General features: G+C 70.6%; 25 protein-coding genes. 12 read left to right on the top strand and 13 right to left on the bottom strand.

Features of this window, described 5'->3' with window-relative positions; genetic code table 11:
• Positions 1 to 18: 18 nt before the first annotated feature.
• From ACWDY5_RS30080 to ACWDY5_RS30070, 3 genes are all read right to left on the bottom strand, one after another.
• Positions 19 to 723, bottom strand: a complete 705-nt coding sequence (locus ACWDY5_RS30080; protein WP_449725513.1) for a hypothetical protein — start codon at positions 721 to 723, stop codon at positions 19 to 21.
• 237 nt (positions 724 to 960) lie between these two features.
• Complete coding sequence (locus ACWDY5_RS30075; protein WP_449725512.1) at positions 961 to 1,818, bottom strand: hypothetical protein; 858 nt, start codon at positions 1,816 to 1,818, stop codon at positions 961 to 963.
• Between the two features lie 47 nt (positions 1,819 to 1,865).
• Positions 1,866 to 2,789: a hypothetical protein gene (locus ACWDY5_RS30070; protein ID WP_449725511.1), complete on the bottom strand. Its 924-nt coding sequence runs from the start codon at positions 2,787 to 2,789 to the stop codon at positions 1,866 to 1,868.
• Between the two features lie 137 nt (positions 2,790 to 2,926).
• On the opposite strand from ACWDY5_RS30070, the gene ACWDY5_RS30065 reads away from it, so the two are divergent.
• Complete coding sequence (locus ACWDY5_RS30065) at positions 2,927 to 4,660, top strand: DEDD exonuclease domain-containing protein (protein ID WP_449725510.1); 1,734 nt, start codon at positions 2,927 to 2,929, stop codon at positions 4,658 to 4,660.
• Between the two features lie 354 nt (positions 4,661 to 5,014).
• Positions 5,015 to 5,293 carry an Lrp/AsnC family transcriptional regulator gene (locus ACWDY5_RS30060; RefSeq protein ID WP_252486639.1) on the top strand — a complete coding sequence of 93 codons (279 nt, stop codon included), beginning with the start codon at positions 5,015 to 5,017 and terminating at the stop codon, positions 5,291 to 5,293.
• On the opposite strand, the gene ACWDY5_RS30055 is transcribed toward ACWDY5_RS30060, so the two are convergent.
• From ACWDY5_RS30055 to ctaE, 5 genes are all read right to left on the bottom strand, one after another.
• Positions 5,294 to 5,797, bottom strand: coding sequence for a DinB family protein (locus tag ACWDY5_RS30055; RefSeq protein ID WP_449725509.1), 504 nt, complete (start codon positions 5,795 to 5,797; stop codon positions 5,294 to 5,296).
• Positions 5,798 to 5,909: 112 nt separating this feature from the next.
• Positions 5,910 to 7,565 (bottom strand): cytochrome bc1 complex cytochrome b subunit, encoded by a 1,656-nt coding sequence (qcrB, locus tag ACWDY5_RS30050; RefSeq protein ID WP_449725508.1) that lies wholly within the window; start codon positions 7,563 to 7,565, stop codon positions 5,910 to 5,912.
• The gene (gene qcrA, locus ACWDY5_RS30045) at positions 7,562 to 8,689 is read right to left on the bottom strand and encodes a cytochrome bc1 complex Rieske iron-sulfur subunit (protein WP_449725507.1); all 1,128 of its coding nucleotides are present in this window, start codon (positions 8,687 to 8,689) and stop codon (positions 7,562 to 7,564) included. Before qcrA ends, qcrB begins: the two co-directional genes overlap by 4 nt.
• The gene (gene qcrC, locus ACWDY5_RS30040) at positions 8,686 to 9,492 is read right to left on the bottom strand and encodes a cytochrome bc1 complex diheme cytochrome c subunit (protein WP_449725506.1); all 807 of its coding nucleotides are present in this window, start codon (positions 9,490 to 9,492) and stop codon (positions 8,686 to 8,688) included. Before qcrC ends, qcrA begins: the two co-directional genes overlap by 4 nt.
• Positions 9,493 to 9,563: 71 nt before the next feature.
• On the bottom strand, positions 9,564 to 10,175 hold the full coding sequence (ctaE, locus tag ACWDY5_RS30035) for an aa3-type cytochrome oxidase subunit III (RefSeq protein WP_283663928.1): 612 nt from the start codon (positions 10,173 to 10,175) through the stop codon (positions 9,564 to 9,566).
• Positions 10,176 to 10,339: 164 nt separating this feature from the next.
• Here ctaE and ACWDY5_RS30030 point away from each other — a divergent pair, with 164 nt between their 5' ends.
• The 3 genes from ACWDY5_RS30030 to ACWDY5_RS30020 are packed head-to-tail and all read left to right on the top strand — an operon-like array spanning position 10,340 to position 12,651.
• Entirely contained in the window at positions 10,340 to 10,750 is a 411-nt protein-coding gene (locus ACWDY5_RS30030) for a hypothetical protein (protein WP_252486645.1), read from the top strand.
• A gap of 21 nt (positions 10,751 to 10,771) precedes the next feature.
• Complete coding sequence (gene trpD / locus ACWDY5_RS30025) at positions 10,772 to 11,854, top strand: anthranilate phosphoribosyltransferase (RefSeq protein WP_449725505.1); 1,083 nt, start codon at positions 10,772 to 10,774, stop codon at positions 11,852 to 11,854.
• A gap of 53 nt (positions 11,855 to 11,907) precedes the next feature.
• Complete coding sequence (locus ACWDY5_RS30020) at positions 11,908 to 12,651, top strand: aminoglycoside N(3)-acetyltransferase (RefSeq protein WP_449725504.1); 744 nt, start codon at positions 11,908 to 11,910, stop codon at positions 12,649 to 12,651.
• 345 nt (positions 12,652 to 12,996) lie between these two features.
• Here ACWDY5_RS30020 and ACWDY5_RS30015 read toward each other — a convergent pair whose 3' ends face one another.
• On the bottom strand, positions 12,997 to 13,398 hold the full coding sequence (locus ACWDY5_RS30015; protein ID WP_252486648.1) for a cytochrome c oxidase subunit 4: 402 nt from the start codon (positions 13,396 to 13,398) through the stop codon (positions 12,997 to 12,999).
• Positions 13,399 to 13,438: 40 nt separating this feature from the next.
• Positions 13,439 to 14,365, bottom strand: a complete 927-nt coding sequence (gene ctaC, locus ACWDY5_RS30010) for an aa3-type cytochrome oxidase subunit II (RefSeq protein WP_449725503.1) — start codon at positions 14,363 to 14,365, stop codon at positions 13,439 to 13,441.
• A 198-nt stretch (positions 14,366 to 14,563) separates the two neighbouring features.
• On the opposite strand from ctaC, the gene asnB reads away from it, so the two are divergent.
• From asnB to ACWDY5_RS29985, 5 genes are all read left to right on the top strand, one after another.
• Complete coding sequence (gene asnB / locus ACWDY5_RS30005; protein ID WP_252486650.1) at positions 14,564 to 16,489, top strand: asparagine synthase (glutamine-hydrolyzing); 1,926 nt, start codon at positions 14,564 to 14,566, stop codon at positions 16,487 to 16,489.
• Between the two features lie 47 nt (positions 16,490 to 16,536).
• Positions 16,537 to 16,896 (top strand): GNAT family N-acetyltransferase, encoded by a 360-nt coding sequence (locus ACWDY5_RS30000; protein WP_449725502.1) that lies wholly within the window; start codon positions 16,537 to 16,539, stop codon positions 16,894 to 16,896.
• Positions 16,897 to 16,986: 90 nt separating this feature from the next.
• Positions 16,987 to 18,087, top strand: a complete 1,101-nt coding sequence (locus ACWDY5_RS29995) for a WD40/YVTN/BNR-like repeat-containing protein (RefSeq protein ID WP_449725501.1) — start codon at positions 16,987 to 16,989, stop codon at positions 18,085 to 18,087.
• A gap of 5 nt (positions 18,088 to 18,092) precedes the next feature.
• Positions 18,093 to 18,377: a ubiquitin-like small modifier protein 1 gene (locus ACWDY5_RS29990; protein ID WP_449725500.1), complete on the top strand. Its 285-nt coding sequence runs from the start codon at positions 18,093 to 18,095 to the stop codon at positions 18,375 to 18,377.
• Positions 18,377 to 19,411 (top strand): hypothetical protein, encoded by a 1,035-nt coding sequence (locus ACWDY5_RS29985; RefSeq protein WP_449725499.1) that lies wholly within the window; start codon positions 18,377 to 18,379, stop codon positions 19,409 to 19,411. Before ACWDY5_RS29990 ends, ACWDY5_RS29985 begins: the two co-directional genes overlap by 1 nt.
• Here the strand turns inward: ACWDY5_RS29985 and ACWDY5_RS29980 are convergent.
• Positions 19,401 to 20,339, bottom strand: coding sequence for a carbohydrate kinase family protein (locus ACWDY5_RS29980; RefSeq protein ID WP_449725571.1), 939 nt, complete (start codon positions 20,337 to 20,339; stop codon positions 19,401 to 19,403). The genes ACWDY5_RS29985 and ACWDY5_RS29980 overlap by 11 nt on opposite strands.
• A gap of 171 nt (positions 20,340 to 20,510) precedes the next feature.
• Between ACWDY5_RS29980 and ACWDY5_RS29975 the strand changes: the two genes are divergently transcribed.
• A complete protein-coding gene (locus ACWDY5_RS29975) occupies positions 20,511 to 20,684 on the top strand; it encodes a hypothetical protein (RefSeq protein ID WP_252486655.1) in 174 nt (57 codons plus the stop codon).
• A gap of 73 nt (positions 20,685 to 20,757) precedes the next feature.
• Here ACWDY5_RS29975 and ACWDY5_RS29970 read toward each other — a convergent pair whose 3' ends face one another.
• A complete protein-coding gene (locus ACWDY5_RS29970; protein ID WP_252486656.1) occupies positions 20,758 to 21,120 on the bottom strand; it encodes a HesB/IscA family protein in 363 nt (120 codons plus the stop codon).
• Between the two features lie 104 nt (positions 21,121 to 21,224).
• Positions 21,225 to 22,361, bottom strand: coding sequence for a glycerate kinase family protein (locus tag ACWDY5_RS29965; RefSeq protein WP_449725498.1), 1,137 nt, complete (start codon positions 22,359 to 22,361; stop codon positions 21,225 to 21,227).
• A 49-nt stretch (positions 22,362 to 22,410) separates the two neighbouring features.
• Here ACWDY5_RS29965 and ACWDY5_RS29960 point away from each other — a divergent pair, with 49 nt between their 5' ends.
• Entirely contained in the window at positions 22,411 to 23,046 is a 636-nt protein-coding gene (locus ACWDY5_RS29960) for a DUF3043 domain-containing protein (RefSeq protein WP_449725497.1), read from the top strand.
• Positions 23,047 to 23,188 lie beyond the last annotated feature (142 nt).

Below are 23,188 nucleotides of genomic sequence, written 5' to 3'. Positions count from 1 at the left end.
GCAGATGTAAGCGCTTGCCTACGCAAGCTCTGCGCGCGCGGCGACCGAGGTGGTGATCGGCTGCGGCACGGACGGCTGGTCCTGCCGCCTGGCCAGCCAGGTGCGCAGCTCGCGGTGGCCGCTACGGCCGAGCCTGCCCGCCCGCAGCCGCTGGTGCGTCTCGGTGAGCAGGTCCTGGCGGTGCTCGCGCACCCTGGTCGCGGCCCGCTGCGGGCCGGTCAGCGCCAGCAGCGCGCGGTAGTGGTTGTACCGGTCGGCGCGCACGTCGGCCGGGTAGTCGGCGAGGTCGCCGTCGAGCTGGGCCAGCCGCACCGCGGACTCGTAGACGGCCAGCTCGTGCCCGGCCAGCGGCCGCCCGCGCAGCGTGCTGATCACCTTGACCAGCGCGAGCAGCTCACCGGCGCGCAGCCTGCTCAGCTCGGTCAGCAGCGAGGGGGTCGGTTCGAGCAGGCCCGCGCGCAGCGAGGCGGTCAGCGTGCGGGCGTGCTCGAGGTCGTAGAGGCACTTCTGCACGTCGCTGTCGAAGGCGCCGTAGCTGCGGAAGAACGCCTCGATCTCCTTCTTCCAGGAGTCGTCGGCGACCTCCGTGCGGCGGGCCTGGCTGCACAGCGCGAGGTAGTGGTAGGCGATCGGCTGGATCAGCCGGATCTCCAGCCTGCTCGCGCCGAGCAGCTCCCAGTAGCGCAGCCCGCCGCAGGAGAAAAGCCGCGCGGTCGAGGTCACCTTGTCCTGATAGGTGACACTGCTCTGCGTCCACAGTTCGGGCGCAGACCGGCCGTAGACGTTATCCCTGATTTTTTCTAACGACTTCCGTCCCCACTTGGACAACGGTGCACTCCTCGCCTCGAAACTTGGGGCGAAACTAGCAGCGTGCGCCGTTGCCGCCGCGCGGTTGACGAAAACTTGAGGAAAGACTTCCCTTTTCGCCACCCGCAGATCTGCTGGTGCCTTCGGCGATTTCTATCGGGCGTTCACGTCTTCGGGCAACGGTGTGGGCACCGGCGCGGTGGCCAGGTCCCAGGTGCGCCCGACGTTGATCAGCAGCGGCAGCAGCACCGCGCGCGGCAGCCGCGCCACCACCGAGGCGGTCAGCTCGATGCCCAGATCCGGCAGGGCCGCGGTGAGCAGCTTGCGCAGCGCCGCGGTGCTCGCGCCGGGCAGCTGCCCCAGCGCCTGGCGCAGCAGGCCGGCCCGGTACGCGCGCAGCTTGTGCACGCCCTGGCTCTGGCCGTGCGCCTGGACGAACAGCCGGAGCAGGTTGAACCGGTCCCAGGCGATGTCCTCCGGGTAGCCTGCGAGGTCGCCGCGCAGGTCCTGCAACCGCAGCCACGGGTCGATCAGGCCGAGGTGCTCCTCGTCCACCGGGCGGTCCCGCAGCAGGTAGAGCAGCCGGTTGAGCACCCGGACGTCGGCGACCCTGCTGTGCGTCAGCTCGGTGATCACCTTCTCGTCCGCGGCCAGCTCGCCGCGCCGCAGCCGGTCCCTGGTGACCAGGGACTCCGACAGCTCGGCCAGTCCGGCCCGCACCTGCTCGTCGAGCACGCCGTAGCTCTCGGCCAGCGTGACCAGCTCGGCCACCAGCGCCGGGTCGGACTCCGCCTGGTAGGCCAGCGCGATGTAGTGCCGGACGAACGGGCGGATCACCTCGAACTCGCCCCTGCTGAAGCCCAGCGCGTACCGCGCGCCCCAGTTGTCCCAGAGCAGCGCGCGGTTGGCCCGCATGCTGTCCCGGTAGCTGATGTCCAGCTTCTGCCAGGCCGCAGGCGGCTCCTTGGGAACCATCCGTTCCTTGAGCCGCTGCACCGCCGCCTCGGTCACGATCTTTCTCCCTGCTGAAGTGTGTGGTGGTGGCGTCAGCCGCTGGGTCAGGACACCGGTACCAGCGGGCCGGACTCGGCGATCGGCTCCGGGATCACCTCGGCGCCGTTGCCCTCCAGCTTGTAGGCGCTGACCGCCAGCTTGGCCAGCACCGCGCGGGGCAGCGTGCCGAGCAGCTCGGGCACCACCGGCAGGTTCAGGTTCACCAGCGGGGTGCTGGTCAGGTAGCGCACCAGCGCCGGCTTGCCCACCTCGCCGAAGAGGGCCAGGCCCCTGGCCCAGATCCGCTCCCGCAGCGCCTGCAGCTTCTCCTTGGCCTGCTCGACGCCGTAGAGGGCGACGTAGAGCCGCAGCGAGTTGTAGCTCGCGTCGGCGATGTCGCGCTCGTAGGAGTCGAAGTCGTCGCCGATGTCGAACAGCGCCATCGGGGCCTTGAGCAGCTGGTAGAACTGCTCGTTCGGGGTCCGGCCCTTGAGCCGGTCCATCACCCTGATCATCACGTGCAGGTCCGAGGAGCGCAGGAACGAGATCTCCTCGATGACCTCCTCGGTCAGCGGCAGCTCGCCCAGCAGCAGCTGGCCCTCCATGACGTAGTAGCGCTCCAGGTTGTCCACCCCGGCCTGGATGCGGCTGTCGTAGAGGTTGTGGTTCTTCAGCAGCTCCTGCATGCGGGTCTTCCAGCTGTGGTCGGTGACCCGGCTGGAACCGGCCTGCTGGGCCGCCTCGTAGATGATGTCGCCCTGGTAGACCAGCGAGTAGAAATGCAGCACCAGCGGCTCGACCAGCTTGGCCTCGGCCGGGGTGCATCCGATGGTGTGCCAGTAGCCGCCGTCGGTCTTGTTCAGGATCGACATCTCGGCGCGCATGTTCTCGAAGTACGAGATCCGGTTGTCCTGCCAGCTGTCGGGGCGTTCCCCCGCGGCCAGCGTGCGGCTGATCCGCTCCAGTACCCGCCCGTTACGCGTGCCCACTCCCAAGACCTCCGAACCCACCATGGCTGATGAGCCCGAACGTAACCGTGGATCTTGAACGCAGGCCAGGAAGAACCTTTGCAGTGGTCCGGTTCTGCCGACGGAACTGTCAGTGGGGTGACTTACCGTCGCAGCTGATGAGCCAGCACAGCCCGAGGGCCACCCCACTGCAGCTGTCCTTCGAGCAGCTCGGCACCCCGCTGCACGAGGTGACCTTCGTCGTGCTGGACCTGGAGACCACCGGCGGGCGGCCGGGATCGGACATGATCACCGAGTTCGGCGCGGTGAAGGTGCGCGGCGGCGAGGTGCTCGGCGAGTTCGGCACCCTGGTCGACCCGGAGCGCGGCATCCCGCCGGAGGTGGTCGCGCTGACCGGCATCACCGAGATGATGGTGCGCCAGGCGCCCAAGCTGGCCCAGGTGCTGCCCGCGTTCCTGGAGTTCGCCACCGGGGACCCCAAGACCGTGCTGGTGGCGCACAACGCGCCCTTCGACATCGGCTTCCTCAAGGCCGCCGCGGCCCAGCTGGACTACCCGTGGCCGAAGCCACAGGTGCTGTGCACGGTCCGGCTGGCCCGCAGGGTGCTCTCCCGCGAGGAGGCCCCCAGCTGCCGCCTGTCCGCGCTGGCCGCCCTCTTCGGCGCCAGGGTCACCCCGAACCACCGGGCCCTCGATGACGCCAAGGCCACCGTGGACGTGCTGCACGCGCTGCTGGAGCGCCTCGGCCCGCTGGGCGTGCACTCGCTGGAGGAGCTGCTCGGCTACCTGCCCGAGGTCACCCCGGCCCAGCGCGGCAAACGCGGCCTGGCCACCGGACTGCCGGAACGGCCGGGCGTGTACCTCTTCCGCGGCCCGCGCGAGGAGGTGCTCTACGTGGGCACCGCGACCAACCTGCGCCGCCGGGTCGGCCAGTACTTCACCGCTGGCGAGACCAGATCCCGCATCCGGGACATGGTCGCCTTCGCCGAACGCGTCGACCACGTCGAGTGCGCGCACCCGCTGGAGGCCGCGGTCCGCGAGCTGCGCCTGCTGGCCGCGCACCGCCCCCGGTACAACCGCCGCTCCACTCAGCCGCACCGCGCCTGGTGGATCACCCTGACCGAGGAGGCCTTCCCCCGCCTGTCCGTGGTGACCAACCCGCGCGAGGGCGCACTGGGCCCCTTCGGCAGCCGGGGCCAGGCCACCCTGGCGGTGGAGGCCATCCACGAGGCCATCCCGCTGCGCCAGTGCAACCAGCGCATCCCGGCCCGCAACCCGCAGGGCCGCCCCTGCATCCTGGCCGAGCTGCACCGCTGTGCCGCCCCCTGCGCCGGCCACCAGTCCACCGACGACTACGCCCCCGCCGTCGCCGCCATGCGCGCCCTGGTGGCAGGCCACGACGACGAACCCGTCCGCCTGCTCCTGGACCAGCTCGGCGCCTACGCCACCACCGAACGCTTCGAGCAGGCAGGCCTGCACCGGGACCGGATCGTGGGCCTGCTCAAAGGCCTGGACCGCGGCCAGCGCCTGACCGCCCTGGCCGCCATCCCCGAGCTCATCGCCGCCCGCCCCGACGGCGCCGGCGGCTGGCAGTTCGCGATCGTCCGCCACGGCCGCCTCGCCGCCGCCGGCGGCGCCCGCCGCGGCGTGGCGCCGATGCCGGTGGTGGAACAGCTGGTGCTGGCCGCGGAGACGGTGATCCCCGGGCTCGGGCCGCTGCGCGGGGCGCCGGCGGAGGAGGTCAGGGTGATCCTGCGCTGGATCGAGCAGCCGGGGACGCGGCTGGTGCGCGCGGCGGAACCGTGGCGCTCGCCCGCGCGGTCGGCGGCGCGGTGGCGGGAGTGGCTGGATCGCGCGGAGGCGGGGCGGCACGGGTACGCGGGGGCGGACTAGCGGCAACTGCCGGGGCGTGTCCGCACAGTCCCGGCTGCGGGCGCGGTGATCGATTGGTCGCAGGCAGTGCGCCTAACGCGGGTGGGACTTCGCGGCCCCGCCCTGGGCGGGTTCGGCGAGCCGGACCTCGTCGACCAGCACCGGTGATGGGTGCGGCGTGGAGAAGTCAACACCACCGCATCCACCGCGGCCAGGTCGAAGTCCTCGGCCGCCCACGCCAGGGCCGCGCGGGACTCCTCCTCGAAGCTCGCCCGCGCCTCGCCTTCCAGCGCGCCCCAGACCCCCGTCCACCGATCCGGTCCCGAACCCGCTGGCTACGATCGGTCCACCACCTCAGCGCCCAAGGAGCACACCGTGATCAAGGCCATCGTGCTGATCCAGTCCGACGCCGCCAGCATCCCGGAGGCGGCGCAGACCATCGCCGACTTCGAGGGGGTGCTGGAGGTCTACTCCTGCGCCGGTGACGTGGACCTGATCGCGGTGGTCCAGGTGGCCAGGCACGAGGATCTGGCCGAGCTGGTGCCGGGGCGGATCGGCAAGGTGGCCGGGGTGCTCAACACCGACACGCACATCGCGTTCCGCTCCTACTCCAAGGCCGACACCGAGGCCGCGTTCAACATCGGCGTCGACTGATCACTCCGGCGTGCCCAGCTGTGCCGTGGTGCTGGCGCCATCCAGCGACTCGCGGATGAGGTCGGCGTGACCGGCGTGCTGGGCGGTCTCGCGGAACAGGTGCAGCAGGATCTGCCGGGCCGACCAGAACTGGGGTTCCGGCGGCGACCACGGGGTCTGCGGCAGCAGGACCCTGGCGTCCAGGTCCACGGTGGCGAAGGCGGTGTCGGTCATCTTGGCCACCGCCAGGTACTCCGCGCGCAGCTCGGCCAGTGACCGGTCCGCCGGCATCAGGTACTGGTCCTCGTCCATCATGCCCTCCGGCAGGGTGCCGTCGCCGGTCAGCAGCACCCTGGTCCAGTTCCGCTCGCCCGAGATCAGGTGGCGCAGGATGCCGCCGAGGGTCAGCTCGCTCACTGTGCTCCTGGCGCCGGCCTGCTCATCGGTCAAGCCGCGCAAGGTGATCAGCAGGGTCTGGCGGGTCTCGGCCAGCATGGCCAGGGTCTGGGTGCGCTCGTTCGTCATGATCAGGACGTTAATCAGCTAGGCGGACAGGACGTGTCCTAGTTCGCCACCCGAACAACAAAAAAGGCGCGGCCCGCGAACGAGATCGCGGGCCGCGCCTTCCTGCTGTGGCTTACTCCTTGGGCGCCGCGGGCTTGCCCGCGGTCAGCTCCCTGGTGTTGTCGCCGCCGCGCAGCTCGCCCTCGTGCTGGGCGCGCTTGAGCGCGGTGGTCTCCTCCGCCGGGTCCGGGCGGAGCAGGCTGCCCGCGACCGGCTCGCCGGCCGCGCCCAGCGCGTTCATCTTCTTCGGCACCGAGGCGCCCTGGTAGGCCAGGGGCACCGGGTGGCCGTGGTCGTCCACCGGGCCCAGCGGCTGGTGGATCTCGATGAACTCGCCGTGCGGCAAGCGCTTGATGATGCCGGTCTCCACACCGTGCTCCAGCACCTCGCGGTCGTGCCGCTGCAGGCCGAGGCAGAGCCGGTAGGTGAGGATGTAGGCGATCGGCGGCAGGATGATCAGCCCGATCCGGCCTGCCCAGGTCATCGCGTTCAGCGAGATGTTGAACTGGTACGCGATGATGTCGTTGAAGCCCGACAGCATCATCACCATGAAGAAGGTGATGGCCATCATGCCGAGGCTGGTGCGGACCGGCACGTCCCTCGGCCGCTGCAGCAGGTTGTGGTGCGCGTCGTCCTTGGTCATCTTGCGCTCGATCCACGGGTAGAGGATCGCCAGGGTGACGCAGAACCCGATGCTGCCCATGAACGGGAAGAACGAGGCCGGGATGGTGTGCCCGAAGATGTAGATCTCCCAGGCTGGCCACAACCGGACCAGGCCGTCCGTCCAGGCCATGTACCAGTCGGGCTGGCTGCCCGCGGAGACCTGCGCGGCGTTGTACGGGCCGAAGTTCCAGATCGGGTTGATCTGGAAGAGCCCGCCCATCAGCGCGATGACGCCGACCGTGACGGCGAAGAAGCCACCGCCCTTGGCCGCGAACACCGGCATGATGCGCACGCCGACCACGTTGCTCTCGGTGCGGCCGACACCCGGGAACTGGGTGTGCTTCTGGTACCAGACCAGCGCCAGGTGCACCGCGACCAGGCCAAGGATGATGCCCGGCAGCAGCAGGATGTGCACCGTGTAGAGCCTCGGGATGATCTCGGTGCCGGGGAACTCGCCGCCGAAGAGCGCCCAGTGCACCCAGGTGCCCAGCACCGGGATGGTCAGGATCAGCGCGGAGGCGATGCGCAGGCCGACACCGGAGAGCAGGTCGTCGGGCAGCGAGTAGCCGGTGAAGCCCTCGAACATGCCCAGCACGAACAGCAGGATGCCGATGATCCAGTTGACCTCGCGCGGGCGGCGGAACGCGCCGGTGAAGAACACCCGGAACATGTGCGCCACGATCGAGGCCATGAACAGCAGTGCCGCCCAGTGGTGCACCTGGCGGGCGAACAGGCCGCCGCGCACCTCGAAGGAGATCTGCAGCGCGGACTCGAAGGCCCGCGACATCCACACGTCCTTGAGGTTGGTGAACACCCCGGCGTACTTGACCTCCTCCATGGAGGGGTCGAAGAACAGCGCCAGGTAGACACCGGAGAGCAGCAGCACGATGAAGCTGTACAGCGCGATCTCACCGAGCATGAACGACCAGTGCGTCGGGAAGACCTTGTTGATCTGCCGCCGGAGCCCGGCCGCCACGTGGTAGCGGTCGTCCGCCCACTTGGCCGCGCCACCGGCCGCCCGGGACGCCGCGTTCGCCTGCTTGGTCGGCGTGGTGATCGAACTCATGGCTTACGCTCCCAGTACGCCGGGCCCACCGGCTCGATGAAGTCGCCGCGCGCCACCAGGTAACCCGTCTCCGGGTCGATGGTGATCGGCAGCTGCGGCAGCGACCGGGTCGCCGGGCCGAAGATCGGCTTGCCGTAGGTGAAGACGTCGAACTGCGACTGGTGGCACGGGCAGAGCAGGCGGCCGGTCTGCTGCTCGAACAGCGAGGTCGGGCAGCCCAGGTGGGTGCAGACCTTCGAGTAGGCGTACAGGTCGCCGAAGTTGAAGTCCGCCTGGCCCTTGCGCTTGGTCACCAGCTGGCCCGGGCGCAGCCGGATCAGCATGACCGGGTTGTCCGAGCGGCGCAGCGCCTTGAGCAGGGCGTGGTCATCGCCCTTCTCCGTCTCCCGGTAGGGGAAGACGGTCTCGAAGCCGCCGGGCTCCACGTCCTCCGGGCGGACCCGCACGACCTCGTGCGGGTCGCCGGTGTCGCGGCGCAGGAAGACCTTCTCACCGGGGAAGTTGGGCTTCCAGCCGCTGGTGGCCAGCGGGCCGTCCGCGTCGTAGGCCTTCGGGTTGCGGACCAGGCCGCCGATGGCGAACACGCCGACACCGAGGCCGAACACGGTGCCCGCGCCGAGCAGGCTGCGCCGGATCAGCGAACGGCGGCCGATCTCGGACTTGGCCCCGGAGTCGGCCAGCAGCGCGGCCGAGGTCTGCTTGTCGAACTCCGCCGAACCGCCGTCGTGCCGGTCCTGCACCGCGACCTCGTGCGGCAGCAGCTTCTTGGCGTAGGCGATCACGCCGACGCCGATACCGGTGATGGACAGACCGAGGGTCAGGCCCAGCATCGGGGTGTGCAGGTCGAACCAGAAGCTGCCCGGCTCATCCGGCGCCACGTACTCGTGCGGCCAGGCGAAGTACACGCCGAGGAAGGCCAGCCCGGCCAGCGCGCCCAGGATGAACCAGGCGGCCACCCCGCGCTCGGTGCGCTTCTCGGCCCTGGTGCCCGGCACCGGGAAGTGCGGGTCCCGGTGCTTGAGGTGCACGCCGTCGGCGGCCAGGCCGAGGGTGACCAGCTCGTCGCGGCTCAGCTCCGCCAGCTCGGCGTCGCTGGGTGTCTTCTTGTCCTGCTGGTCGCTCATGCCCTGCTCCCGATCCACACGGTCACGCCGATCAGGGCGGCGAGGCCGATGATCCAGGCGACCAGGCCCTCGGTGGCGGGGCCGAACCCGCCCAGCGGGTGGCCACCCGGGTTGTTGTTGCCGTCGGTGACCGACTTGACGTAGGCCACGATGTCCTTCTTCTCCTGCGGCGAGAGCTGCCGGTCGGAGAACTTGGGCATGTTCTGCGGCCCGGTGAGCATCGCGGCGTAGATCTGTTCCTCGCTCACGCCGTCGAGCGCGGGCGCGAACTTGCCGGAGGACAGCGCGCCACCACGTCCGGTGAAGTTGTGGCAGGAGGCGCAGTTGAGCCGGAACAGCTCACCGCCGCGGGCGGAGTTGTCCCCGCGCAGCTCCTTGCCGGACTCCTGGGGCAGCGTCGGACCGCCGCCCTTGGACTGGATGAACGCGCTGAGCTGGTCGATCTCCTCGGAGTTGAACTTGGCAGGCTTGCGCAGCGCCTGCGCCTCCTGGCGGGCCATCGGCATGCGGCCGGAGGAGACCTGGAAGTACACCGCCGCCTCGCCGACACCGATCAGGCTCGGCCCGCGGTCCTGCTCACCCTGGAGGTTCGCGCCGTGGCAGCTGATGCAGGCGGTGTTGTAGAGCTGTTCGCCCTTCTGGATCTTGGTCGGATCCTGCTGGGCCTGCGCGGTGTGCGGCTCGGGCAGGAACCCGGCGTACGCCGCGCCCGCGCCGACAAGCGCGAAACCGAGGGCGAGCAGGCCGGACAGGCGGCGCCGGAACTTGGCCCGCTTCCTGGCCCGATCGTTGTTGGTGGTCATCAGTGCGGCAACCCTTGCAGTCGAATTCGGGCGTACGCCTTGGGTGGGAGCTTCGGGATGAAGTCGTCTCGTCAGGGAACGAGGTAGATGACGGCGAACAGCCCGATCCAGACGATGTCGACGAAGTGCCAGTAGTACGACACCACGATCGCCGCGGTGGCCTGGGCCGGCGTGAACTTGCTGAGCTTGGTACGCCAGATCAGGAACACGAAGGCGATCAGGCCGCCGACCACGTGCAGGCCGTGGAACCCGGTGGTCAGGTAGAAGACCGTGCCGTATGCCGAGGACGCGATGGTGGTGTGGTGCCCGGTGACCAGCGTGTAGTACTCGCCGATCTGACCGCCGACGAAGATCGTGCCCATGATCAGGGTGAGCACGTACCAACGCCGGAGACCGAACACGTCACCGCGCTCGGCGGCGAACACACCCATCTGGCAGGTGAACGAGGACGCCACCAGGATGGTCGTGAAGACCAGGGCGTACGGCAGGTTCAGCTCAGTCGGGTCCGGTGGCCACTTCCCCGTGTTCTGGGCCTTCACCGTGAAGAACATGGCGAAGAGCCCAGCGAAGAACATGAGCTCGCTGGACAGCCAGACGATGGTGCCGACGCTGACCATGTTCGGGCGGTTCAGCGAGTGCACCCGTTGGCCGATGGAGGGCGCAGCAGTTGTCACGCGACGCATTATGTCCTGCGGCTCCGAGGCTCGCTGGGCCGGGTCCGGCCGAGTTCCCGATCGTGTCCTGTCCCACACCGCGCGCGAGGCCCCGCGGACAGGGCGCGGCCCGCTCGTCCCCGGCCGGGCTATAGCATCCAACTGCCCGAACGACCTGCCGTAGAGGACGCGTGATGAGCAACGACACCCTGACCGTCCTGGTGTTCAGCCACCGCCCCGAGGTGCGCGAGGCGATCATCAGCGCGGTCGGCCGCAGGCCCGCGCCTGACCTGCCGCGACTGCGCTACATCGAGGCGGGCGCCATCGCCGAGGTCCTGGTCGAGGCCGACTCCGGCGGGGTGGACCTGGCCATCCTGGACGGCGAGGCCCAGCCCACCGGCGGCATGGGGCTGTCCCGGCAGCTGAAGAACGAGATCACGAACTGCCCGCCGATCGTGATCGCGGTGCGGCGCAAGGACGACCGGTGGCTGGCCACCTGGTCCCAGGCGGACGCGGTGCTCGTGCACCCGCTGGACCCGCTGGCCGCCGCCGAGACCGTGGCCGAGGTGCTGCGCTCCCAGCGGCTGCCCGCGGCCCAGGGCTGAGCGGGACGGGGCGGCTGCGCGATGAGCGGGACAACGGCTGACCCGGACACCACTGCCCCGGCGCCGACCTGGCCGGACCTGCTGGGCCGCCTGGTCGCCCGGATCGACTGCCCCACCTCGGACCTGGCCTGGGCGATGGACCAGGTGATGTCCGGCGCGGCCACCGTCGCGCAGACCGTGGCCCTGGTGGTCGCGCTGCGCGCCAAGGGCGAGACCGCCGCCGAGGTGGCCGGCATGGCCGAGGGCATGCTCGCGCACGCCCGCCGGGTGGAGATCGACGTGCCCGCGGTGGACATCGTCGGCACCGGCGGCGACCGCTCCGGCACGGTGAACATCTCCACGATGGCCTCTCTGGTCACCGCGGCCGCCGGCGTGCCGGTGGTCAAGCACGGCAACCGGGCCGCCTCCTCCAAGTGCGGCACCGCCGACGTGCTGGAGGCCCTGGGCGTGGTCATCGACCTGCCCCCGGCGGGCGTCCAGCGCAGCGTGGCCGAACTGGGCATCGGCTTCTGTTTCGCCCCGGTCTTCCACCCGGCGATGCGGCACGCCGCCCCGGCCCGCCGCGAGATCGGCATCCCGACCACGTTCAACCTGCTCGGCCCCCTGTCCAACCCGGCCCAGCCGGCCGCGGGCCTGATCGGCTGCGCCGACCCCAAGGCCGCCCCGCTGATGGCCCAGGTCTTCGCCGACCGCGGCTCCTCGGTCCTGGTGGTCCGCGGCGACGACGGCCTCGACGAGCTCACCACCACCACGACCAGCACCGTCTGGCAGGTCCACCGGGGCACGGTCACCAAGCACACCCTGGACCCGACCGAGCTGGACATCCCGGTCTCCACCCCGGAGGCGCTGCTCGGCGGCGACGCCGGGGTCAACGCGGAGGCGGTCCGGCAGCTGCTGGCCGGCCGGCAGGACGCGATCCGGGACGCGGTGCTGCTCAACGCGGCCGGCGCGGTCACCGCGCACCGGGGGCCGTCCGGGGACCTGGTGGCCGATCTGCGCGGGGCGCTGGGCGTGGTGCGCGAGGCGATCGACTCGGGCGCGGCGCGGGAGCTGCTGGCGCGCTGGGTGACGCTCACCCAGAAGCTGAAGTCGGAGCTGTCCTGACCGACCGGCCCGGCCTGCTGACCACGTGGCGGCGGGCCGGGATCGCCGAGGGCATGACGGTGGTCGCGCACGCCGCCCTGTCCAGCCTCGGCCACGTGCCAGGCGGAGCCGCCACCGTGGCCGATTCACTGCGCCAGGCGGTCGGCGGCACCGGAACCCTGGTCGCCCCCGCGTTCACCCCTCAGGTGGCGGATCCGGCCCCGGAAGCGGGCATCCCGGACGCGCGGACCCGCGCCGAGCGGGCTGCGGTGCCGCTGTTCCACCCGGACCTGCCCTCGCCGATGGGCGCGGTGGCCGAGGCCGTGCGCACCAGCCCGGACGCGCTGCGCAGCAGCCACCCCCAGGCCTCGGTGACCGCGCTCGGCAGGCGCGCGGCGGAGATTGTGGCGCACCAGCCGCTGTCCTTCGCACTGGGCCCGGACTCACCCTTCGGCAGGCTCTACGAGCTGGACGCGCACATCCTGCTCATCGGCGTCGGGCACAACCGGAACAGCTTCCTGCACCACGTGGAGAGCCGCGCGCCCCGGCCGAGGCTGAAGCTGCGCCGGTTCCCGCTGCTGGTTGGTGGGGAGCGGGTGTGGTGCGAGGCGCTGGACGTGGCCGACGACAACGGCAGGTTCTTCCCGGTGCTGGGCCGGGAGTTCGAGCAGCAGGCCGGGATCCAGCCGTTCCGGGCGGGTGCGGCCGAGTGCCGCCTGCTGCCCGCACGGGCGCTGGTGGACTTCGCCGTCCCCCGTCTCACCGAGCTGCTGGCGGATCCGCACGTGTCCGCCACCCCCAGCCACCGCCGACCCTAAGACGACCGGTCACATGGCGCCGCCAGCCGAACTGAGACGACCGGTCACATTGCGTCCACCAGCCGGTTAAGACGACCGGTCACATTGCCCTACCAGCCCGGCTGAGACGACCGGTCACATTGCCCTACCAGCCCGGTTGAGACGACCGGTCACATTATGCCCGCCAACCGGTTAAGACGACCGGTCACATTGCGCCCACCAGCCGGTTAAGACGACCGGTCACGTTGGGCAGCTAGCCAGGCTAAGACGACCGGTCACATTGAGAAGACCCGTCAGCTCCTCCCCCAACGCGAACGGCGGGCGCCCCCACCAGGGGAACGCCCGCCGTCGGCGATGCGGAAACGCTCAGTCGTGGCTGGGCGCAGCGGTGTGGTACTCGAACAGCAGGCCACCCACCATGATCAGCACGGCGACCAGGCCGAGCACGATCAGCCAGATGTGGAAAAAGGCCATTGCCACGCCGGTGAAGGCGGCCGCGGCGGCCAGGCCGACCGGCCAGTAGCTGCCCGGGCTGAAGAAGCCCAGCTCGCCGGCGCCGTCGGCGATCTCGGCGTCGTCCACGTCCTCGGGGCGGGGCTCGATCCGGCGGGCGATGAACCGGAAGTAGGTGCCGCACAGCAGGGTCAGGCCGCCGGTGAGGACAAGCGCCACCGTGCCCACCGGCTCCTTGGCCCAGAAGCCGTAGACGACCGCGGCCACGAAGCAGAAGATCGTGATGAACTCGAAGATCCGCGCTTCGACCTTCATGATTCCCTCAACTCCAGTTCTGCGCTGCTCACCAGGGTGGTCACCGGTCCCCGCCCGAAGGCTTCCGGGAGGTGCGGCTGGTGTCGAACGGCTTGGTCCTGATCGCCTGCGGGGCGCACCACTCGCCGCACTTGAGCTCGGTGAGCGCCTCGGCCGCGGTGTACGGCTTGCCGGTGGCCGGGTTCAGCTTGGTGCGCAGCTGCATGTACCGGTCGAAGACCTGTGGCTGGAGCGCCCGCACCTCGAAGTTCATCACCGCGTGGTAGGTGCCGCACAGCTCGGCGCAGCGGCCGACGAAGGCGCCTTCGTGGTCGATCGAGTTCTGGAAGACGTTGTCCTGGCTGTTCTGCTTCGGGAACGGGATGGTGTCCCGCTTGAAGTTGTACTCCGGCACGAAGAAGGAGTGGATGACGTCCTTCGACTCGATCGTGTAGCGGACTTCCTTGGTCGCAGGCAGCACCAGCAGCGGGATCTCGGTGCTCGAGCCCGTGGTCCGGACCGTCTGGCCGTCCGGGGTCTTGAACTCGGGGTACTCGAACTCCCAGTTCCACTGGAAGGCCCACACCTTGACGTTGACGTCCGGTGTCTTGTCCTTGTTGGTGACCACGTTCTGCGCGTGCGTGGCGAAGACGAACAGCACCACGATGATGACCATCGGGAGTCCGATGAGCACGAACTCCAGCGGCCCGTTGTACTGGAACTGGCGCGGGAACTCCTCGGACTTCTTCCGGTGGAAGATGATCGACCAGAAGATCAGCGCCCACACGATCACGCCGACGACCAGCGCGGCGATCACGGACCAGGTCCACAGCTGACGCATCGCCTCGGCCTGCGGGGTTACCCCCTTCGGCCACCCGAAACGCAGCACTTCCTCGGCGGAGCAGCCGCTGGCCGCGACGCCCACCAGGCTGACCAGGCCGGTGACCTTGGCCAGCCGCGCTGCCCGGTTGCCCTCCTTGCGGCCCACTGCTCGCTGCCTCCTCGTGACAGGCTGGAAAACGGTCCCGGCCCACCCGCGCACCAGCGCGGTTGACCTGCCGTCGCAATCAGTTCGGGACTCTAGCCCAGCACTAGCCTGCCTACCCGTTCGGGGTGAGCCGGACACCTGCGTGTCGGCGGGCATACTGGGCGCCGACGTCGTCGACATGAGAGGTGCGCGAGAAGCGTGTGCGGCCTGCTTGGACTGGTGTGTTCCGCCCAGAACAACAACGCGAACATCGGCACGGCTGTCGGCAGCGTTGCGAGGGCGCTCCAGTGCCAGCGCCACCGCGGTCCCGACGAGAGTGACACCTGGCACAACAACGACGTGGTCTTCGGCTTCAACCGGCTGTCGATCATCGACGTGGAGCGTTCCCACCAGCCGTTGCACTACGCGAACGGGCGCTACACGATCCTGTTCAACGGCGAGATCTACAACTACCTGGAGCTGCGCGCGGAGCTGCGGGACAAGTTCGGCGCGGAGTTCGCCACCGACGGTGACACCGAGGCCATCGTGGCCGCGTACCACCACCTCGGCCCGTCCATGGTCGGCCGCCTGCGCGGCATGTTCGCCTTCATGATCTGGGACGCGGAGAAGCGGGTCGTCTTCGGCGCGCGGGACCCCTTCGGCATCAAGCCGCTGTTCTACGCGGCCGGTCCGGGCGGGGTGGCCTTCGCCAGCGAGAAGAAGAGCCTGCTCGACCTGGCTCCGACGCTGGGCCTTTCGCCCAAGCTGGACCAGGCCGCGCTGCAGCACTACCTGATCCTGCAGTACGTGCCGGAGCCGGAGACTTTGCACACCACGATCCGCCGGATCGAGTCCGGCACCTCCTTCACCGTCTCCCCCGGCGGCCAGGTGGTGACCGAGCGGTACTTCCAGCCGACCTTCGCCCCGCGCCCGATCACCACCAGCTCCGAGGCCGGTCAGCTGTACCGGGACATCGCGGGCGTCATGCGCGACTCGGTGGCCAAGCACATGCGCGCCGACGTGACCGTGGGCGCCTTCCTCTCCGGCGGCATCGACTCCACCGCGATCGCCGCGCTGGCCAAGGAGCACAACCCGGACCTGATCACCTTCACCACCGGGTTCGAGCGCACCGGCTACTCCGAGGTGGACGTGGCCGCGGAGTCCGCGGCCGCGATCGGGGTCAAGCACGTGGTCCGCACCGTCTCCGCGGAGGAGATGATGCAGGCCCTGCCGCTGATCACCTGGTACCTGGACGACCCGGTGGCCGACCCGGCGCTGGTGCCGCTGTGGTTCATCGCCCGCGAGGCCCGCCAGCACGTGAAGGTGGTGCTCTCCGGCGAGGGCGCGGACGAGCTCTTCGGCGGCTACACGATCTACCGCGAGCCGCTGTCGCTGGCCCCGTTCGAGAAGGTGCCCGGCGCGCTGCGCTCGGTGATGGGCAAGGTCTCCAGCCGCATCCCGGAAGGCGTGCGCGGCAAGGACCTGCTCCGCCGGGGCGCGCTGACCCTGGAGGAGCGCTACTACGGCAACGCGCGCATCTTCCGCGACGACCAGATCCAGCAGGTGCTGCGCACGCACGACCCGCGCATCTCGCACACCGACGTGACCGCCCGCTGGTACCGCGACTCGCTGGCCTGGGATCCGGTGACCCGGATGCAGCACATCGACCTGTTCACCTGGCTGCGGGGCGACATCCTGGTCAAGGCGGACAAGATGACCATGGCCAACTCGCTGGAGCTGCGGGTGCCGTTCCTGGACCCCGAGGTCTTCCGGGTGGCCGCGCGCATCCCGCAGGACCAGAAGATCACCAGGGAGACCACCAAGTTCGCCCTGCGCCAGGCCATGCACGGGATCGTGCCCGCGCACGTGCTCAACCGGCGCAAGCTCGGCTTCCCGGTCCCGGTCCGGCACTGGCTCAAGGACGAGATGCACGACTGGGCCCGCGACATCGTGCACCAGTCCCTCACCGACGACCTGATCAACAAGAACGCGGTGCTGCGCATCCTGGAGGAACACCGCTCCGGCCTGCTCGACCACAGCCGCCGGATCTGGGCGTTGCTGGTGTTCATGCTGTGGCACGGCATCTTCGTGGAACGCCGCATCACGGTGCAGGTCCCGGAACCGCACTACCCGGTCAAGCTCTGATCGCGACGATCTCCTGCGGCTGGCGGGATCCCATCTCCGAGGAGGAGATGACCGATCTCGTCCAGTCGCACGGAGGCGCCGCCGAGACCGGCTGGTGGAGCCGGGTCAAGCGGCACAGCCTCGGCTGGGTGGCCGCCAGGGACGCCGCCGGCCTGCTGGTCGGCTTCGTGAACGTGGCCTGGGACGGCGGCGTGCACGCCTTCCTGCTCGACACGAAGACCAGGGGCACACACCAGCACCACGGCATCGGCACCGCGGTCGTCCGCCTGGCGGCGGAGCGGGCGCGGGCGGCGGGCTGCGAATGGCTGCACGTGGACTTCGAGCCGCGGCTGCGGCGCTTCTACCTCGACGCTTGCGGCTTCCGCCGCACCGAGGCGGGGCTCATCCGCTTGGCCGAGGGACCCTGACCCGACGAGCCCGATCCGTCGCCGCGAGATTGTCGGTGGGTCCGCGTAGCCTCCGATCCGTCAGTGACCCACATCACTTCGGAGGACGTCGTGCCTGAGGAACAGGTGGTGCTCGCCGTCGGCACCCGCAAGGGGCTGTGGCTGGCCACCAGCGAGAACGACCGGGCGGACTGGACCTGGTCCGGGCCGCACCACGCGATGACCGAGGTCTACGCGGTGGCCGTGGACATCCGCCGGGACACGCCCCGCCTGCTCGCCGGCGTCGCCAGTGAGCACTTCGGGCCCAGTGTGGCCACCAGCGACGACCTCGGCGCGAGCTGGCAGGAGCCGGACCACCCGCCGGTGGCCTTCCCCGAGGACACCGGGACCTCGTTGGAGCGGGTCTGGCAGCTGGCCGCCGGGCCGGTGGACCAGCCGGAGGTGGTCTACGCGGGCACCCAGCCCTCGGCGCTGTTCCGCTCAACCGACGGCGGGCGCACCTACGACATGGTGCGGGGGCTGTGGGACCACCCGCACCGCGAGCAGTGGGGCGCGGGCTACGGCGGGCAGGCGGTGCACACGATCCTGCCGCACCCGACCGACCGGGGGCAGGTCACCGTGGCCATGTCCACCGGCGGGGTGTACCGCACCGAGGACGGCGGGACGAGCTGGTCGCCGAGCAACTCCGGCATCAAGGCCTACTTCCTGCCCGACCCGTACCCGGAGTTCGGGCAGTGCGTGCACAAGATCGCGCGCAACCCCGCCGAACCGGACCGGCTGTTCCTGCAGAACCACCACGGCGTGTACCGCAGCGAGGACGGCGGCGCGCACTGGACCTCCATCGCTGACGGGCTGCCCAGCGACTTCGGCTTCCCGATCGCGGTGCACCCGCACCGGCCGGAGGTGGTCTACGGCTTCCCGCTCACCGCCGACGCCAACCGGTTCCCGCCGGACGGGGCCTGCCGGGTGTACCGCAGCGAGGACTCCGGCGACAGCTGGACCGCGCTGACCAAGGGCCTGCCGCAGCAGAACTTCTGGACCACGGTGCTGCGGGACGCGCTGTGCGTGGACGACGCGAGCGTGCCCGGCGTGTACTTCGGCTCCCGCTCCGGCGAGGTCTACGCCAGCCGGGACGAGGGCGGCAGCTGGCAGCGGATCATCGAGCACCTGCCGGACGTGCTGAGCGTGCGCGCGGCCGTGATCCGGCGGTGAGCCCGATGCGTGTCACCGTGCTGCTGCCCGGCGTGCTGCGCCCGAGCGCGGGCGGCGCCGCCACCCTCGACCTCGACCTGCCGGAGCAGACCACCCTCGGCGGCGCGCTGGACGTGCTGGCCGCGGACCACCCGGCGCTGAACCGGCGGCTGCGCACCGAGCAGGGCACGCTGCGCCGCTACGTGAACTTCTACGTCAACGGCGAGGAGTGCCGACAGCTCAACGGCCCGGACACGCCGCTGCCCCCTGGCGCGGAGGTCCAGGTGATCCCCTCCGTGGCGGGCGGCTGATGGCGCACACCCTGACCGAGGCACTGGCCGTCGCGACCGACTGGCTCACCGGGCACGCCGCCGGAAAGCCCGGGTTCGGCGGCGCGTACCTGGCGGGCTCGGCTGCTGCGCTGGCGCCGGAGGCGGTGCTGCCCGCGAGCTCCGACCTGGACCTGATGGTGGTGACCGGGGCCGAAGAGCCGCCGAAGCTGGGCAAGTTCCGCTACCGGGGCGTGCTGCTGGAGGTGACCTACCTGAGCTGGGCGCGGCTGGCCTCGCCCAAGGCGGTGCTGGCCGACTACCACCTGGCCGCTGGCCTGCGCCGGGACACCGTGCTGGCCGACCCCACCGGCAGGCTGCGCGCGTTGCAGGCCGCGGTGGCCGCGGACTTCGCCGCGCCGCGCTGGGTCCGCCGCCGCTGCGCGCACGCCGAGGACCGCATCCGTGCCGGGCTGGACGCGGCCCGCGCGGCCGCGCCCTGGCCGGAGCGGGTGCTGCGGTGGCTGTTCGCGACCGGGGTGAGCACGCACGTGCTGCTCACCGCGGCCCTGCGCGACCCGACCATCCGGCTGCGCTACGCCGCCACCGGGACGCTGCTGGCCGAGCTGGGCAGACCGGAGTGGCAGGAGGAGCTGCTGGCGGCGCTGGGCTGCGCGCACCTGCGGCCGGAGCGGGTCCGGGAGCACCTCGGCGCGCTGACGGTGATCTTCGACGAGACCAGTCAGGCCGTCGAAGCCGCCGCGAGCGACCCGGCGGCCCGCGGCGCGTTGCCCTGCTACGCCAGCGACCTCAGCCGGGAGGCCCGTCCGATCGCGATCGACGGCGCGCATGAGCTGATCGACGCCGGACTGCCCCGCGAGGCGGTGTTCTGGCTGGTCGCCACCTACGCCCGCGCGCTGACCATCCTCGGCCGGGACGGCGACGAGGCGTTCAGCGCGCTGCTGGCCGACCTCGGCAACAGCGGTCCGGCCGACCTGCACACGCAGATCGGCCGGACCGAGGAGTTCCTGCCCCGCCTCGCCGACATGCGGGAGGCGGTGCTGACTAGTTCCTGAACGCCTTGGCGATGTCCGCGGCGGCGTCCGCGCCATAGGCGCTGGTGAGGCGGGTCAGCGCGGACTCGCGGTCGAAGACCCACTCCTGCGGGCCGTCCACCTCCAGCACCAGCACCGCGATCAGCGAGCCGAGCTGCGCGGCCCGCTCCAGCGGCAGGCCCGCGACGATGCCGGCCAGGAAACCGGCGCGGAAGCCGTCGCCGATGCCGGTCGGGTCGGCCTTGTGCGTCTCGGGCACGGCGGGCACGTGCAGCGGCGCGGGCAGGCCCTTGCCGACCAGCTCCACGCCCTTCTCGCCGAGGGTGGTGATGCGCAGCTCGACGTGCTCGAGGATCTCCTCCTCGGACCAGCCGGTCTTCTGCAGCAGCAGCTGGAGCTCGTAGTCGTTGGTGAACAGGTACTTCGCCCCGTTGACCAGCTGCTTGGCCTGCTCGCCGTCCATCCTGGCCAGCTGCTGGGAGGGGTCGGCGGCGAAGGCGATGCCCCGCTGCCTGGACTCCTCGGAGTGCCGCAGCATGGCCTCGGGGTCGTTCGGGCTGACCAGGACCAGCTCAAGGCCGCCGACCTTGTCGATGATCGGGCCCAGCTCGATGTTGCGGGCCTCGGCCATTGCACCGGCGTAGAAGGAGGCGATCTGGTTCATGTCGTCGTCGGTGGTGCAGACGAACCGGGCGGTGTGCTTCACCTCCGAGGTGTGCACGCCCGAGCAGTCGACACCGTGCCGCTCCAGCCAGGAACGGTAGTCGGCGAAGTCGGCGCCCACGGCGCCGACCAGGACCGGCGAGTAGCCGAGCACGCCCATGCCGAAGGCGATGTTGGCCGCGATTCCCCCACGGCGGACGGTCAGGTCATCCACCAGGAAGCTCAGCGACACCCGGTCCAGGCGGTCGGCGACCAGTTGGTCGGTGAACCGGCCGGGGAAGTGCATCAGGTGGTCGGTGGCGATGCTTCCAGTCACAGCGACAGGCACGTACTGCGCTCCCTATGAGACGACTGCTGGTAGGCCATCGTCACCCATTCCGGTCGCAGACGGCCGGAGCCGAAGACTACTTGGTGGTAAGGCTGTCGCACATCAATCAGCGGTCCTAACGTCCTCGATGTGACGATTCCGGACGCCAGCACCCTGGCCGAGCTGATCCACGACTGCGCCGAGATTCCGCCCGCCCTGCGCCCGGCGGAGCACCTGCTGCCGCTGCCGCGGAACCAGGCATCGTGGCAGGTCAACGAGGTGTGCACGGCTCAGGTCCGCGATATGGACGACTACGGCGCCTGAGCTCGCGGACACGAAAAAGGACCGCGGAGAACTCCGCGGTCCCGTTTTTCGCGCCCCTGGGCTACCAGCAGAACTAGTGGAAAGAATCACCACAGGCGCAGGAGCCACCGGCGTTGGGGTTGTCGATGGTGAAGCCCTGCTTCTCGATGGTGTCGACGAAGTCGATCACGGCGCCTTCCACGTAGGGCACGCTCATCCGGTCCACCGCGACCTTGAGGCCGCCGAAGTCACGGAAGGCGTCCCCATCGAGGGTCCGCTCGTCGAAGAACAGCTGGTAGCGCAGGCCGGCACAGCCACCAGGCTGGACGGCGATGCGCAGGTGCATGTCGTCTCGACCCTCCTGGTCGAGCAGCGCCTTCGCCTTGCTGGCAGCGGCGTCGGTCAGCGTGACGCCGTGCGTCTGCGCTTCGGTCGCCGTGGTGTTCTCGGCGGTCATGGTTCTCCCTACGAGGTCGGCGCTCGGGCCCGTACCGTAGCTGCAACGCAGCCCTGAGCCGGGATGTTCCCGTACTCCTATGGTCGCACAGCAATATCTCCGCGTTAGTTCTGTGGGCTCCGCCACTGACCGGCCACGCGCTCGGCCAGACCGCTGAGTCCACCGGCCGGTTCGGCCATCGCCTTGGCCACAGAACCGACGTGCTCGGTGACCGAGTACGACTCCTCGACCCCGGCCGCGCCGGCCTCGCGGCGGCCCACGCTCACCTGACCGGCGAGCACCAGGCAGGGCACCCCGCGGTCGGCCGCGCCCGCGGCCACCCGGCTGACCAGCTTGCCGCGCAGGGACTGCCAGTCGAAGCTGCCCTCGCCGGTGAGCACCAGCGCCGCGGAGTCCAGCGCCTCATCCAACTGGCTGAGCCGCCGGACCAGGTCCGCCCCGGAGTCCACGGTCGCGCCCAGCGCCAGCAGCGCGCCACCCAGCCCGCCGGCCGCGCCCGCGCCGGCCAGCCCGGCGACGTCGGCGCCCAGCTCCTCCAGCAGCACCTCCGACCAGCGGGTCAGCGCCCGGTCCAGCTGCTCGACCTCGTCGGGGCTCGCGCCCTTCTGCGGGCCGAAGACGTGCGCCGCGCCGGTCGGGCCGAGCAGCGGGTTGTCCACGTCGGAGGCGGCGACCAGCCGCAGTTCGCCCAGGTCCGGCCGACCGGCCAGCCCCGCGCAGTCCGCCAGCGCCGCGCCGCCGTCGGGCAGCGGCACGCCCAACGCGTCCACCGGCCCCGCGCCCAGCGCGGCGAACAGACCGGCGCCACCGTCGGTGGTGGCCGAGCCGCCCAGCCCGACCACCGCGGTGCGCATCCCGGCGCGCACCGCGTCCAGCAGCAGCTCCCCCACCCCACGGGTGGTGGCCGCGCCTGCCGCACGTTCCGCCTTGGGGACCAGGTGCAGTCCCGCCGCCTGGGCGGACTCGAGGTAGGCGGTGCCGTCATGGGCCAGCCACACGGCGGTGACTGGTTCGCCGCGCGGTCCGGTGACCTCGACCGTGTGCAGCTCGCCCCCGAGGGCGGTGTGCAGCACGTCCACGAAACCGGGGCCGCCGTCGGCGAGCGGACGAAGGAGGAGCCGGTCGGCGGGCGAACCCCGCCGCCACCCCTCGGCGATGGCCTCGGCCGCCTCGTTCGCGGTGAGGGTCCCGCCGAAACAGTCAGGGGCGATGAGCACCACTCGCCCTGAGTTGTCCGTCATAACGGCGGACGGTACTCGGCCCGTTTTGCCCCTGCCCTACCCTGTTTGCGTGAGGTTCCTCCGTCGCAACAGCACCGAGTCAGCCACGGCGCCCGAAGAGCAGGCGCCCTCGGCCGAGATCGCCGAGCCCATCGAGGGCGAGAAGGCGCGCACGCCGGGCAAGGGCCGGGCGACGCCCAAGCGCCGTGAGGCCGAGGTGCGCAAGCGCGGACCGGTCCCGCCGCCGCCGCGCACCCAGCGCGAGGCACTGCGCCGCGCCAAGGGCAACAAGGAGGAGCGGCGCAAGGCCGCGGCCATCCGCCGCGAGCGGATGAACGCCGGCGACGACGCCTACCTGATGCCCCGCGACCGCGGCCCGGCCAGGGCGTACGTGCGGGACCTGGTGGACTCGCGGCGCAACCTGATGGGCCTGTTCATGCCGCTGGCCATCATCGTCTTCGTCTCCATCCTCACCCCGTCCCCGATGATCAAGCAGTACGCCAGCCTGTTCTGCATGTTCATGCTGCTGTCGATGATCATCGAAGGCGTGGTGCTGGGCCGCCTGGTGACCAGGAAGGTGCGCGAGCGCTTCCCGCAGGACACCAGCCGCGGCTTCGGCCTCGGCTGGTACGCCTTCACCAGGGCCACCCAGATCCGCAAGCTCCGCATGCCCAAGCCCAGGGTGAAGGCCGGCGCCGCGGTCTGACCACATCGCCTACGGCTAGCGAAAGAGGCGTGGCGCGCCAGCGACACGGCGGGCTCTTGACCCAGCGGCGGGGTTGATTTTTTCGCGTCGTGCGTTCGTGACTCCGACACTCCGAAGCTTGCTTCGCGTGTGTCGGAGTCAC

It is taken from the genome of Crossiella sp. NPDC003009, assembly GCF_053591555.1.
The sequence above is the reverse complement of the archived record's forward strand: the minus strand, read 5'-3'. Positions and strand labels throughout refer to the sequence as shown.